This is a genomic window from Erythrobacter sp. K21-9 (assembly GCF_055808355.1).
The window spans coordinates 768246-780130 of record NZ_CM147866.1 but is presented as its reverse complement, the minus strand read 5'-3'; the positions used below and the strand labels follow the sequence as shown (position 1 = coordinate 780130).

14 protein-coding genes and 1 tRNA gene are annotated in these 11885 nt (G+C 62.1%); 2 read left to right on the top strand and 13 right to left on the bottom strand.

All coding sequences use genetic code 11. From position 1 onward, the window contains the following. Positions 1 to 21: 21 nt before the first annotated feature. From AC0L39_RS03920 to AC0L39_RS03905, 4 genes are all read right to left on the bottom strand, one after another. The gene (locus AC0L39_RS03920) at positions 22 to 354 is read right to left on the bottom strand and encodes a hypothetical protein (RefSeq protein WP_473260897.1); all 333 of its coding nucleotides are present in this window, start codon (positions 352 to 354) and stop codon (positions 22 to 24) included. Then, positions 345 to 728, bottom strand: a complete 384-nt coding sequence (locus AC0L39_RS03915) for a hypothetical protein (protein WP_473260896.1) — start codon at positions 726 to 728, stop codon at positions 345 to 347. Before AC0L39_RS03915 ends, AC0L39_RS03920 begins: the two co-directional genes overlap by 10 nt. Then, a complete protein-coding gene (locus tag AC0L39_RS03910; protein ID WP_473260895.1) occupies positions 725 to 1108 on the bottom strand; it encodes a hypothetical protein in 384 nt (127 codons plus the stop codon). The genes AC0L39_RS03915 and AC0L39_RS03910 overlap by 4 nt, the downstream gene beginning before the upstream one ends. A gap of 411 nt (positions 1109 to 1519) precedes the next feature. Beyond that, positions 1520 to 2029: a hypothetical protein gene (locus tag AC0L39_RS03905; protein ID WP_473260893.1), complete on the bottom strand. Its 510-nt coding sequence runs from the start codon at positions 2027 to 2029 to the stop codon at positions 1520 to 1522. A 132-nt stretch (positions 2030 to 2161) separates the two neighbouring features. Here AC0L39_RS03905 and AC0L39_RS03900 point away from each other — a divergent pair, with 132 nt between their 5' ends. Continuing rightward, positions 2162 to 2467, top strand: coding sequence for a hypothetical protein (locus tag AC0L39_RS03900; protein ID WP_473260891.1), 306 nt, complete (start codon positions 2162 to 2164; stop codon positions 2465 to 2467). A gap of 494 nt (positions 2468 to 2961) precedes the next feature. Here AC0L39_RS03900 and AC0L39_RS03895 read toward each other — a convergent pair whose 3' ends face one another. From AC0L39_RS03895 to AC0L39_RS03870, 6 genes are all read right to left on the bottom strand, one after another. After that, a complete protein-coding gene (locus AC0L39_RS03895) occupies positions 2962 to 3780 on the bottom strand; it encodes a VapE domain-containing protein (protein ID WP_473260890.1) in 819 nt (272 codons plus the stop codon). A 26-nt stretch (positions 3781 to 3806) separates the two neighbouring features. Continuing rightward, positions 3807 to 5279, bottom strand: coding sequence for a virulence-associated E family protein (locus AC0L39_RS03890; protein WP_473260888.1), 1473 nt, complete (start codon positions 5277 to 5279; stop codon positions 3807 to 3809). A gap of 69 nt (positions 5280 to 5348) precedes the next feature. After that, on the bottom strand, positions 5349 to 5588 hold the full coding sequence (locus tag AC0L39_RS03885; RefSeq protein WP_473260886.1) for a helix-turn-helix transcriptional regulator: 240 nt from the start codon (positions 5586 to 5588) through the stop codon (positions 5349 to 5351). A gap of 110 nt (positions 5589 to 5698) precedes the next feature. Next, entirely contained in the window at positions 5699 to 6100 is a 402-nt protein-coding gene (locus AC0L39_RS03880; protein WP_473260884.1) for a hypothetical protein, read from the bottom strand. A gap of 187 nt (positions 6101 to 6287) precedes the next feature. Beyond that, the gene (locus AC0L39_RS03875) at positions 6288 to 6845 is read right to left on the bottom strand and encodes a tyrosine-type recombinase/integrase (RefSeq protein ID WP_473260882.1); all 558 of its coding nucleotides are present in this window, start codon (positions 6843 to 6845) and stop codon (positions 6288 to 6290) included. Then, on the bottom strand, positions 6811 to 7611 hold the full coding sequence (locus AC0L39_RS03870) for an Arm DNA-binding domain-containing protein (protein ID WP_473260880.1): 801 nt from the start codon (positions 7609 to 7611) through the stop codon (positions 6811 to 6813). The genes AC0L39_RS03875 and AC0L39_RS03870 overlap by 35 nt, the downstream gene beginning before the upstream one ends. A gap of 138 nt (positions 7612 to 7749) precedes the next feature. On the opposite strand from AC0L39_RS03870, the gene AC0L39_RS03865 reads away from it, so the two are divergent. Beyond that, a tRNA-Leu gene (locus AC0L39_RS03865) sits at positions 7750 to 7813 on the top strand. A gap of 119 nt (positions 7814 to 7932) precedes the next feature. Here the strand turns inward: AC0L39_RS03865 and AC0L39_RS03860 are convergent. The 3 genes from AC0L39_RS03860 to AC0L39_RS03850 are packed head-to-tail and all read right to left on the bottom strand — an operon-like array spanning position 7933 to position 11860. Beyond that, positions 7933 to 8130, bottom strand: a complete 198-nt coding sequence (locus tag AC0L39_RS03860; protein WP_473260878.1) for a hypothetical protein — start codon at positions 8128 to 8130, stop codon at positions 7933 to 7935. Further along, positions 8130 to 8684 (bottom strand): hypothetical protein, encoded by a 555-nt coding sequence (locus AC0L39_RS03855; protein WP_473260877.1) that lies wholly within the window; start codon positions 8682 to 8684, stop codon positions 8130 to 8132. Before AC0L39_RS03855 ends, AC0L39_RS03860 begins: the two co-directional genes overlap by 1 nt. After that, positions 8681 to 11860, bottom strand: a complete 3180-nt coding sequence (locus tag AC0L39_RS03850) for an Eco57I restriction-modification methylase domain-containing protein (RefSeq protein ID WP_473260876.1) — start codon at positions 11858 to 11860, stop codon at positions 8681 to 8683. The genes AC0L39_RS03855 and AC0L39_RS03850 overlap by 4 nt, the downstream gene beginning before the upstream one ends. Positions 11861 to 11885 lie beyond the last annotated feature (25 nt).

Sequence of the window (11885 nt, the reverse complement as noted above, 5' to 3'; positions counted from 1 at the left end):
GGTAGCGGCGAGCCCGGACCTTCACGCCACCTCGAGCATCGCCAACATCGTGCCGTAGCACTGGCTCTGGCGCTTGGTCATCGTGTCGCGGACGAAGTGCTGGTGCTCCGGGGATCGGAACACGTCCACCCAGACCTCGCGCTCGCCGGGCTGGCGGATCAGCCCAAAGTAGGCACCGAGCTCCTCGACTGCCACGTCGTAGAGTGCCGAGACGCGCCGGACGAGCTCGAGGCTGGGCCACTTGTCTCTCTCGAAGGCGAGAGCGGCAGCGAGCGCCACGGTGTGCGCCCTCCGCTGCCTCTCGTCGAACGTCCCCGCGTAGTGGTCGAGGACCTGCTGCTGGGTCAGCTCCACTTGTCGCTCGCCTCGTACACCGCATCGGTGCGCGCCTTGCGGAAGCTCGCCTCGGCCATCCGCTCTGCGCAGGACAGGTCTTTCAACGCCGGATCGGACACGGCGTAGTCGATCAGTGCCCTCCCGGCGGTGATTCCCTTCGCCAGCGCAATCTCCTCGGCCCGGACCATGATGGCGTCGGCGTACTCGACCGCCTTATACAGCGGCGCGGCCTGCCCTGTGGCAACCTCGGAGGCGTTCTTGCGGATGTCCACTCCGTCCCCGTCGCGCTTCATAATCACGGCGACGGCTCCCCTCTGCGCGGGCACGTCAACGGTCGAGACCTCGTTCACGGTCATATCCAGAATGTCGAACTTCTTCTGCGGATTGGTCATTGGGTCGGTTCCTTTTCGGTAGGGAGGGAGGACAGGTCATTCTCGACCTGCGCGGCTATGTTGTCGGAGAGGCGGCGGCAGCGCGGGAGCGACTGCCGGGGCTGGTTCAGGTACTTCAGGAGCTCGGGAACCGAGAGCTCGAGCTCGCATAGGAGCATCGACCGGAAGCGGTTCATCATCAGCGACGAGGAGTAGGCCTCGACCCCGTGGGCCTCACGGTACGCGGCCAGGTAGGCGCGGTCAGCGGCGAACAGGTCATCCATTGCTGCGCCAGCCTCGGCCATCGCCTTCGAGAAGCGGAGCCCGGTCGCGACCTTGTCGTTGGCGGCTGCCCGGATCGGATCGGTGCGGTCAAGCGGCCTGTTGTTCAGTAGTCCCATTGTCGTCTCCTGTGTCGTCGGGGGGTGGCGGATTGCCCAAGGAGGAGCGCAGCGAGGCGATCACGTCGCGCGCCTCCCGCTTGTCGAAGCCAGCGCCCTCGAGGTCGGATTGGCGCAGTCGCCAGAACCCCTCGTCGAACATCGGCTAGGGCGGCCTCGTCGCGTGCTCGCTCGAGGACGCATTGGTCATAGAGTGTGCGCGGTGGGTGCTCGCCCCGAATCAGCCGGTCCTCATGCCAAAGAGCGGCCAATTCGGGGGTCGCGGGTGCCGCCTCACCCATCTCCATCACGAGCTCGAGTCGCAGCGCGCGGCGCTCTTCGGGAGTCATCATCCGGTAGGTCACCGCGAAGGCGAGCTCGTCCAGCGCCGTGTCGCGGTTCATCGGGGCCAGCCCCATGCGTTGTCGCGCCTTATCGCGGATCATGGTCAATCACCTTCGCGGGAGCCGGGAGGTCGCTCCGCAGCTTCTGCGTCATCTCGAGAGCGACCTTCGCCACTGCGTCGCCCAAGAGACCGGCATTCACGTTATGCGTCACCGTTTTGTTCACCGCGATGCCGTGCGTCTCGCGGTAGTGGGGCAGCATCGCCCGGGCGCGGAGCTCGAGCAGGCGGTCCGAATACTTGCGCACCGTGCCGACGATCTTCTCCTTGTGGCGGTCGCCGAAGATCGGCTCCTCCCAGCCCTCCTGCGCGCGCCGGAATATCTCGGCCTCAATACTGGCCTCGGCTGCGTCCATTGCCTCGTCCCACTGCGCCGCGAACTCGGTATCACGCTCGCGCTCGTCCTTGAAGGTGCGCAGCGCGCCGTATCGGGCCGATGCTCGGGGGCTCGCGGCCCGGGCCGCGCGCACGAGGATGCCGTGGCGGGAGAGCTCCTTCAGGAATAGGCGCTTGCGGCGGTCAGTCAGGGTCGTTTTCATTGCCGAGACGCTAGCTGGCGACCGCCCGAAAACGAACGGTCGAACATTGCGTGCTAGGTTGAAATTCGGCGCGGCGAACACGAGATGAAAGGGGCAGCGGCACGGGTCCGCTCTAACAACGGAGGGATCGCAATGTCGGCCAGCAACGAGATAGACGAGATGCACCTTACTCCCGGCGGGTGGGTCCAAGGCAGCGAGAAGCTCGACTTCACCGGATGGGAGCATCGAGAGCCGCCAGAGGATCGACTGCTCACCGTGCGCTTCAAGGAGTATATGGGCTCCAGCTTCTCCCCGATGGAGCTCACCGCGACGGAGACCAAGCACGGCTCCGATGCGGACATTCTTGCGGCCTTGTCGGTACACGGCATCGAGCCCCGGTACGGGCGCAGAGCGCTATCGCGGGTGGTCCGAATTTCTCCGAAGGATCGGCTTCAGTAAGGCTCCCGCCTAGCATCTCGCTACCCCGGCAGATACCCCCGCCCAAACAAGGCAACGCCCGATCCATGCGGACTGTGGCTTCGCGGTCGAAGGCCTCGCCCCGATAGAGGGTCAGCTCCCCTCCCCGGCCCGTTGGTCTCGCGCCCGCGCGCGTAAGCACCAGCGCATCAGGTGGTGGGTGGGCGGAGGCCCAAGCAGTCGCGCATCGTACCCGTTCTGGCCCGTTCCCACTCACCGTTCTCCCTTGGGGGAACGCTCTCGCGCCAGCTTTTCCGCCAATCTCGAGTACCGTTCTCCCCGTTCCCCCTCTCTTCGACAAAAGAGGAAAAGAGGAGAGCGGAAGGGGGCTCCGCCTTGGGCCCTCGTAGGGGGTTATAGGCCGGGGCGCGGAACGGCAGGAACGGGGGGAACGCCCCTGCCATTTATCCAAGGAAAGCTGGCCGTATGCCGTTCCCCCTCTTCGACAGCGGGGAGGGAACGCAGGGAGGAACGGGTCAGTATGGCAAGTCATCGTCCGACACTTCAGGGTCGCTGGCCGCTTCATCGACGAAATAGCCTGTCGCGCCGAGCGAGACCTCTATCCGACGCTCCATTTGCGCCCTGTTTCCGCGCGCATAGCCGTATTCGGGCTTCTTTCCGCCGAAGCGCCGCCGGGACCGATCCCAGCCAAGTTCGCGCATCGCGTCCCCAAGCCGAGCGTTCTGTTCCTGCGTTTGTTGTCCAGCGGGGATGCCGAGCAGCTTCCAAACATCGGCCGCGCGCACCTTGCCGGTCCGATCTCCGAGCGCAGCCGCAAGGGAGTCAACGAAGGGGTCATCAACCTTCCGTGCTTCCTGCTCGACCCCGGCGGCCGCGTAGAGCGATGGATCCAGCCGGATGCTGGCTCCCTCCGCCTCACGCGTTGCGGCCTCGGCCCATATCTGGTCCCGGTCGCGCCGCAGCGCCTCGAGGTCGAAGCCCCCCACCCGCACAGGCCAGAAACGCCGGTTGCCGGTAAGGTCTCGGAGATAGCGCTCACTGTTGGTCGTACCGATCACCACGAACTGGCGCGGCACGATCACGGGCAGACGGGCATACGACAGACGCGCCGTGTCGTCCTGCCGGGATAGGAAGGCCTTCAGGTGCTCGACCTCGCCCTTGCGCATTCCCTTCAACTCGCCAGCCTCGATAATCCATTTGCCGGCGGTCTGTTCGATTACCTTCTTCCCGTCCGCGTTCAGCGGAAGGTCGTCACCGAATTGCTCGTCGCGTACCGCAAGGACGCGCAGGGCAGAGGACTTGTTCGTCCCCTGCTCACTCTCAAGCGTCAGCATCTCGTCAAACTTACACCCGGGCTCCCTCACCCGGCGGACGGTACCGCGATCAGCGGGAGAGCCCCCACCGCGCGCGCATACTCGTTGTCGTCCGCGCCGCCGTACTCCGACAACCAAGTGTCGAGCCGGAGGACACCGTCCCACTCCAAGCCGTCGAGGTAGTCGCGCACCGGATGGAATGGCGCGTTGCGCGCGGTGTCCATCAGCACCTTCGTAAAGAACTCGATTTGCGGGCGGAAGCGAAAGCGCTCGTCAATCTCGAGCCACAACCGGGTAAGGGCGGCATCGTCGAGGAGCGGCCCGTGGCCCTCGAGCCCGTCGATTATCGAGCGATCCGCGAACATGTCGTGCCGGAGCTCGACCCCGAGCTTCCTCAGCGCCAGCCGGATATTGCCTTGGTGGTTGGCGTATATCTTCCCCTCATTGCTCGTGGCGAAGCTGTCCTCATCCCGCGCAACCTTCTTCGCCGCGTTCTCGACTTGCTCTTGCGCATAGCGAATGCGCCCTCCCTCGCTCTCGCTCTGGTCACGGACGTGTGCCGATATTCCGAAGTCGGGGTCGATCAGGATGCCGAGGATCATCGCGGGCGGGACCCCGGCGCGGACTAGCGCACAGGTCACGGCGAATACGGCGCGGGAACGGTCTCCACCCCACTTGTTCGGCTCCGCCGGATGGTCTCCCTCGACAATCGTCCCGCGAACCCACGGCGGCGGGGCGTACTTGTCGAGCTCGGACAGGTCCGTCAGCCGGATCGGCTCGACACGCTCAAGCGAGACCGGCTCCGGTTCGGGAGCGCTCGAGCCATCATCGACTGCCTGCGGGAACTCATCGAGCGAGTATCGTTCGGCGCTCAGATAGACGATGCGGGTTTCCCGCCTCACCCGGTCGAGCTTTCGCTTTGATTTGGTCGGCAGATTGTCACCGCCGGGGAGGCGAAGAATGCGGTCGATGTTCCAAGTGTTTACGTCCGCCCCGAGTGCTTGGCACAGGCCGCGATTGCGGCTCTCGAGCTCGTCTATGGGCCGCTTTGCGAGGTCGAAGAAGGTGTCCAGCCGCCATAGGAGATTCAGGCCATTGCCGGAGACCGTAACGGCGCTCGGCTGCGGCAAGTCCTCCCGGCTTCGGATGCGCTCGAGCTCGTCCTCTATCCATCGGTCGATTTCCTCGGACGACATTCTCTTCTTCGGCGGGTCGAGGTCCGCGTGGAGGAACTCGGTCCCCACTAGGTGCGCCTTCTTAGGCTTCTCGCCGGACCGCTCACGCAGCCGGGCGTGGGTATAGTAGATGTTCCGCTCGCCGGACCACTCGCGGACGAAACTGGCGACCTCCTCGGGCCTATCCAGATAGAATGTCGGGGTCCCGCCTCTCCCGTCTGGCACAATCGTCGTCACAGCAAGCGGGGTATGTCCCAGCCACTCAGCGAAGGCTGCGGCGGCTTCCGGTCCGCTCAATCCTTCGGCCTTCGCGCCGCCATCGGAGGCGGGTATAGATTCAGTCATCGGGTAGTTTCCTGTCCCGTGTTCGAGCTAGGGCCGTTCGCCGCGATGTCAGGGCGGACGGCCCGACTTTTAGGCGGCCTCGGCCTCTGCCAGCTTGGCGTCGATCCAATCCTGCACCTCAGACTTCAGCCACACGACCCGATTGGGGCCGATGGGCTTGGGCCTCGGGAACTCGCCCTTCTTGGCGAGCGCGTAGATTGTCGATCTGCCGAGGGTGGTCATCTCCCTCACGCCGTTCACGTCGATCACGGTCCTGTCGGCTCTCCGATCCGAGCCGGGCAGGGTGTCGTTCGCTGTGTCCTTGGGCATCGCGCCGTCCTCCGTTCTGTCCGCGTCCGAGCGGATACGAAGGGTCTAGGCGCAATGGGTCAGCTAGTTCGTAGCGGCATTACGGGTCGCACAGGTCGCTAGAAGTTCCGCTACGCCGCACGCAATGCCGTGTCGGCCTTCGTACAGGCAGCCTCGAGGATGCTCTCGAGGCTCAGCTTCGAGGGATTGTTCGAAGGGCAGATTGCCTCGGCACCGAATATGTCGATCAAGTGGCGCGCCACGAAGAGGAGCATCTCGCTGGGCCCCCTCGCCTCGGTCGGTGCTCGGTTTTCCCGCCGCGCATCGAAGGTCGGTTGCTTGTCCCGCCATAGGTTCCGAACGGTGCCTTCACCGCCGCGCGCAATCCATATCTCGCGAAGCGTTCCGGCAACCGTCCGAAGGCCGGGAATGTCCGGTCCACGCTTCCCGCGCGTCATCGCTAGGAAGTCATCGACGGCCTGCCCTACGTCCAGCGAGGATCGGTCCTCGACACCTGTGCGGCGGGAGACCATCCATTCGACGGTACCGAGCGGCTCTCCTCGCTCAGCGCAGCCCAAGCCCTTCCGAAGTCGCGGAGCTCCTTCCTATTCGCCTCGCCCATCTCGACGAGGGCAGCCGGTAGGTCAGCTTCGGCAGTGCGACCGACGCGCAGGGCTAGGTCAACGGCCTTGCGCTCTTCCTCCGTCAACGGCTCCGGGGTCAGGTCCACAGCTCGCCCCATTTCTCGAGCGCGGCCCGCTTCTCGGGCAGGTAGTCGTGCTGGTTATAGGTCGCTGCCACTCCCGCGATCTTGTGTCCGAGGACCCGCTCGACGTGCTCCTCCCGGATGCCGATGCGGATCATATGCGTGGTCAGGGAGCGGCGAATGTCGTGCATCTCGAAGCGCGGCATCGGCTTGAGCTCGTTCTCTGCCTCGTACTCGGCAATCTTCTTGCGCAAGCGCGCCTCCGCCTTCGAGAAGCCGCTTATCGGGCGGCGGTCGCCGGTCCCGGAGAGGAGGCAGGTCCCCTCATTCCAGCGCGGCAACTCGGAGACGATTGCCCAAGCGGGAGCGGACAGCGGCACCGCATGGATAATGCCCGTCTTATAGACGGTGGCGGGGATCACGAACACGCGCTCTAGGTCCTCGTCGAACCACTCCCGGCGGAGACCCGCAATTTCGCTCTTCCGTTGCCCGGTCAGGATCAGGAGGCGGACCCACGGACCGAAGGGATAGCCCAGCTCACCGTACCGCCTCCCAGACGCGGCGGAGCTCATCCATCGAGAGGACCCGCTTGCGCGACTCGTACCGCAGGTCCTTGCGCTTAATCCCGGCCGCCGGGCTTATGTCGATAAGGCCCCGATCCATCGCCCAACTAAACATCCCGACGAGGTGCTTGCGGACCTCGCGCGCGACGTTCGCGCCCCGTTCCAGTACGACATCGTCGAGTACTTCCATCACGTCCGTCCGGCGGATGCTTTCGAGCAACCGGCCTCGCCACTTGGGCAGGACTAGATCGGTCAGCAATCGCTCAGCGGGACACTTGCCGACCTTGCGAGGCTTCGTTCCCTTCTCCTCCGCCTCTTTCAAGGCGAGCTCCTCCCGCTCCTTCGCGCGTTGTCCGTCTCGGGTGCTTACCTTCACATGCAATTCGACATACCGCTCGAGGACAACTTCGAAGGTCCGGTTGGCGCGCTTCTCGTTCTCGATTGCGCGCTCATTGGCGGGGTCGATTTGCTGGTCGGCAGCCTCAAGGGCCTTGCGCGCCTTCTCCCTCGCCTCGGTCAGCGACACGGCCGGGTAGGTGCCCAGCCCGAGGCGCTTCATCTTGCCCCGCTTCCCGTCCGGTCCGGCCACCCGGTAGAGTATCGACCAGCTCTTCTTGCCGCTCTTGCCCACGCGGACGCGGAGCTCCCAGACGATGGTGTCGGCTATCTCGAGCCGCTTGCCCTCCGGTGCCTTTAGCTTCTCGAGCCGCTTGTCGGTCAGTCTCTCACAGCCGGGCTTGTGTCCCACCGTCGCTTCGTTTGTCGCAGTCGCCATCGTGCTAAACTCCCTCGGGGGTAGCTCCGGGGTAGCCAAAAGGGCCGGTTTAGGCCGGACCCGCTAAGACCACCCCGGACCCGATCTAGGCGCAGACCCTCGGAAACGCTAGACTTCTTTAGACGATATAGATTGCTCGGGATTGGGTAGCCAGCCCTTCACACGGGTGGGGTCGCAAGTTCAATCCTTGCCGCGCCCACCATCTTTTCAATGACTTAGGAAAGATGGGCAGCGTTTCCATGAAAAAAACATGAAAAACGCGGTGTGAGGATCAGAGAATTCTGGTCAGAATGAGTGGTGGTTTGCGAGCGGTTTGAGCGCTCAGTAACTGACCACAGGGGCCACACCAGCAGCCTTGGCGCGCGCTTTCGTCCTGATCAGCAATTCACGCTTTGCAGGGGTGCGCCGTTCGCCTTTGTTGCGGCGTGCATCAACGCTGGCCGCGCTTTCATCGAAACCGATGGCGGCTTTGCGCGCATTAATCGCGCGCTGAAAATCGTTGAATGCAATTTGCTTCACTAGCTGTTTTCTAGACCCAAAAGTCCAACATTTCCACCTTCTTCGACAATGCGCCGCTTCAAATAGTCCAAATCCAGCCCATTCGATAGCGCAAACAAGGCTTTAGCCTGTTCTAGCATCGCATCATCGCCGCTTGAAACCTCATATTGGCCTAAACGGTCCGCAATCAAGTCCTCAACGGCTGGAAGCACAATAGCGCTATCATCCTTAATGGTGAGTTTAACGCATCTTGCGCGGTCCGCTTTCCCGTCGAAATAGCCGCCGGAAACCTGCTCAACGGCATAGCGGGGAAAGTCAGCGTGATACCACGCGACAAGGCCATGCACAGCCGGGCTTTCCTCTTCGAAGCCGTGCGCCGCCATCGCCTCGCTAAATGCTGCATCATCTCCTGCAACCACGTCGAAGTCCTCTGACATAAATGCCCCGCCTGTGCTTATTGCGGTGGCAGAGCCGCCCACCAGAATGGCCGATACGCCAGTCTTGGCTTCATAGGTGACAAAAGCTTTGGCGAGCGTAGAAAGCGCATCGAGATAATCATCAGGCAAGCCGCTCATATGTTCGCCTCCAGCAATTCGATTTCCTCAGGCGTGAGATCGAAAAGCTCATAGACCTTGGCGTTAATCTCGGCCTCCAGCCGCCTGATTTCTGCGCTGAGCGCGTTGATCTCGGTGCGGGTGGTCGTGATCCAGTCTTCCCATTCGCTGCGCTGTTTAAGCGGGATTTCGGCCTTCAGCGCCTTTTTCACTTCGCGCTGAAACGCGGCGAAATCGGGCAGGGTCCACCATTCCTTGAGCGCGGTGGAAAGTTTGGCGCTGGCCGGATCGGCGGCAAGGTCCGGGATGCGGCGGGTGATTGACAGTTCCAGCTTGTAACGGTTCTCGGCGGCTGTCTGTGCCGCATCAGCAAGCGCGGCGAGGTCCGCTTGCGCTTGTTCGCTCGCCTCTGGAATTGGGACAGTTTCAACATACTGCACCCGCAATTCATGGAACCCGCCGCGCACCGCCGGGGCTAGATTGCTGAGCGCAAACCAAATCGCGCTGCTATTTAGAAGTGCCAGCAGGAACATATCGCTGTGCGGAATGAAGTAGGTCTTATCATTCGAGAACGCACCGGTCTCTTCGTGCGAGAATAGGCGCTCAGCATTGAAGTGCGGATAGGAAATCTTGGGCTTTGCAATTGGCCCGGAATAGGCCTCCTGCGCCTGCTGAAGCTCGAACCATTCCTGCTTTGTCGCGCGCCTTTCCAGCTGTTCCTTAAGAGGCAAAAGCCAATCGCGGATCGCCGGGTAATCATCGATCTTCACCCGGTTTTTCGGGATGTAGATGATCCAAAGCTCGCGCGGTTCGGCTCGCCAGCGCTTCAGGTCCTTGCCCTCCAGCCAAGGCTTGAGCAATTCGGCTGATCGCGGATCGGCGGCGCACAGCTTTTCCTTTGTCGGCGTGTCGATCACAAAGGCTTCATTCAGACCGGTGACAATTCCCCTGCATGGCGAACCGTAAACGTCCTTCAGCGTCGGCTTACACGTCATGATCTTGGCCCTGAGCGCGCGCAATGCCTCGCCCTCCAACTCCCACGATCCCCGCCCCAGTTCGGTCTGCGGAAAAGGCATGGCGGCATCATCGAACGCATCAGCGAAGCTATCGGCGCGCATCGCATCTATGTTCCAGAATTGCAGGTTATGCCCCGGCGGTGGCGCACCCGCACTCATGGTGAGGATCGCGGGATAGGTCGTCACACCTTCGAAAATCTGATGATCACCGAAATCAATCACGGTTTCGATGGTCGCGTTCTTGCGCAGGAAATCGCGCAAGGGTGCGCCCGATCCGGTTTTGAAGAATGTCGCACTGCTGATGTAGCCCAGCCGCCCGCCGGGTTTCAGCAGCTTGATTCCGCGTTCAAAGAAATAGGCGTAAAGGTCGGCGCGATCCGCCACCACTTCATAGCGCTTTTCGAGCCATGGCTTCATGGGCTTGATCAGCTCCATGCGCACATAGGGCGGATTCCCCAGCACGACATCAAAGCCGCCCTCGGCAAAAATATCGGGAAACGCCTCTTTCCAGACGAAGCCCTCTTCACGGTAGGCGTATGAGCTATCTTCGATCAGGCTGTCGCCAACGCGGATATTGGCATCCAGACTGTCCAGCACCTTTCCCCGGCGCGCAGTCTTGATCCACAGGCTCAGCTTGGCGATTTCGACGCTCTCGCTGTTCACGTCCACGCCAAACAGGTTCTGCGTGAGGATTTCGCTGTCCGGGTCTAGCAGGCTCCCTGCCATGCCTTTGCCCTCAAGCTCGGCCAGCTTGGCGTTCACCTTCAGCAGCTCGGCCTTCAACCAGTCGAACGCCATGATAAGGAACACGCCCGAACCACAGGCGGGATCGACAATGCGCAACGCGGTGAGCCTGTCGCGATATTCGGCCCACGCCAGCCGTTCTGCTTTCCCTGACCTCCAGTTGATCGGCTCATCATCGGCTGTCGCGCCCTTCGCCGCGTATTGGCTCAGGATAGTCCCAAAGAGTTCCCGGCAATGGGTGCCCAGCGTTTGTTCGACAATGAAGCGGGCAATGTAGTCCGGCGTATAAACAACCCCATCGCGCTTGCGCCGCCCGCTCGTGCCGCTGGCCTTCTTTTCGAGAACCGCCTCGCCGCGCGCTTCGGCCTGGAGCTGTTCCACATCGGCAATCGACCGCTCGAAAATATGCCCCAGCACCGTGACTGAAATCTCGCTGGCGAAGTCATATTCGGCCAGCCGCTTGAAGCCCTCACATATGGCATCGGGGATTTCGAGCGCATCGATCACCGCGTTCGGCTGAAATAGCCCGCCATTGTAGCGCGGGATTTTCAGCGTCTCGTTGCCGTTATCAATCGCGCCGAACAGCCCGCAGAAATTCTGCCAGACGGGTTTGGGATTGTAAGGATCGTTGTGCTCGAAAGCTCGCAACAGGGTGTTGTCAGGCAAAAGACCATTGTCTTCGGCAAATGCGGTGAACAGCACACGGTCCAGAATGGTTTGCCCCAGCCGGATCGCTTCGAGCGGATCGCCTTCAGGAAGCGCAGTCTGCACCGCTCCGATAAGGTCGCTGCGCAAAGCGCGATAATCGGCATAGAGGCGCGCCGTGATGTCGCGGTCTTCTTTGCGACTCTCGGCCAATAGTTCGAGAGTGCGTCCGTTCAGCAGATTGTCCGCCGACAGCAACCGCATGAAGCGGTGATAATCTTCAGGATCGGTGAGCTTCGCTAAGTCGAAGCTCTCGTAGAATTGCCGCCCGTCCGCGTAGCTGTAGAGGCGGATTTCGAGATAGTTGGACACCAGCACCCATTTTGTGCCGACGTTGTCCGCCGCATATTCCCACGCCTGTTGCACCGGGGTCTTGGCACGCCCCGGCATGATTGCGTCTAGGTCTTTTGTCTTTGCACCCTTGAGTTCGAAAGGGGCGATGATCTTGCTCGATTCAGCACTGAAATGGCCTAGCGCTAGATCAACTGAGCCAGCTCCAATCGTGGCCTCGGCATCGACAGTCCATTCGCCTGATTTGAAGTCACTGTAGCCCAGAACCTCGCACACAATGCGCTGTTTGAAGTTGCCGTGGAGCGCAGTTTCCTTTTGGGTCTGGATCGATCCGTCCGCGATGGTATTGGCCCATTGGCGCAAAATGTCGGCCTTCGCCGGATCAGGATCGCCCGCGCGTTCAACGTGTCGTTTGATAGTTTTTGGATTGAACAATTGCACGCGCCGACCCCTGCTAGATTGTCCA

Excerpts from the sequence above, each read along its gene's own strand:
- AC0L39_RS03880 (WP_473260884.1), bottom strand. The coding sequence starts at position 6,100 with ATGGTCTCCCGCCGCACAGGTGTCGAGGACCGATCCTCGCTGGACGTA.
- AC0L39_RS03885 (WP_473260886.1), bottom strand. The coding sequence starts at position 5,588 with ATGCCCAAGGACACAGCGAACGACACCCTGCCCGGCTCGGATCGGAGA.
- AC0L39_RS03900 (WP_473260891.1), top strand. The coding sequence starts at position 2,162 with ATGTCGGCCAGCAACGAGATAGACGAGATGCACCTTACTCCCGGCGGG.
- AC0L39_RS03890 (WP_473260888.1), bottom strand. The coding sequence starts at position 5,279 with ATGACTGAATCTATACCCGCCTCCGATGGCGGCGCGAAGGCCGAAGGA.
- AC0L39_RS03915 (WP_473260896.1), bottom strand. The coding sequence starts at position 728 with ATGACCAATCCGCAGAAGAAGTTCGACATTCTGGATATGACCGTGAAC.
- AC0L39_RS03895 (WP_473260890.1), bottom strand. The coding sequence starts at position 3,780 with ATGCTGACGCTTGAGAGTGAGCAGGGGACGAACAAGTCCTCTGCCCTG.
- AC0L39_RS03875 (WP_473260882.1), bottom strand. The coding sequence starts at position 6,845 with ATGAGCTCCGCCGCGTCTGGGAGGCGGTACGGTGAGCTGGGCTATCCC.
- AC0L39_RS03855 (WP_473260877.1), bottom strand. The coding sequence starts at position 8,684 with ATGAGCGGCTTGCCTGATGATTATCTCGATGCGCTTTCTACGCTCGCC.
- AC0L39_RS03870 (WP_473260880.1), bottom strand. The coding sequence starts at position 7,611 with ATGGCGACTGCGACAAACGAAGCGACGGTGGGACACAAGCCCGGCTGT.
- AC0L39_RS03905 (WP_473260893.1), bottom strand. The coding sequence starts at position 2,029 with ATGAAAACGACCCTGACTGACCGCCGCAAGCGCCTATTCCTGAAGGAG.
- AC0L39_RS03910 (WP_473260895.1), bottom strand. The coding sequence starts at position 1,108 with ATGGGACTACTGAACAACAGGCCGCTTGACCGCACCGATCCGATCCGG.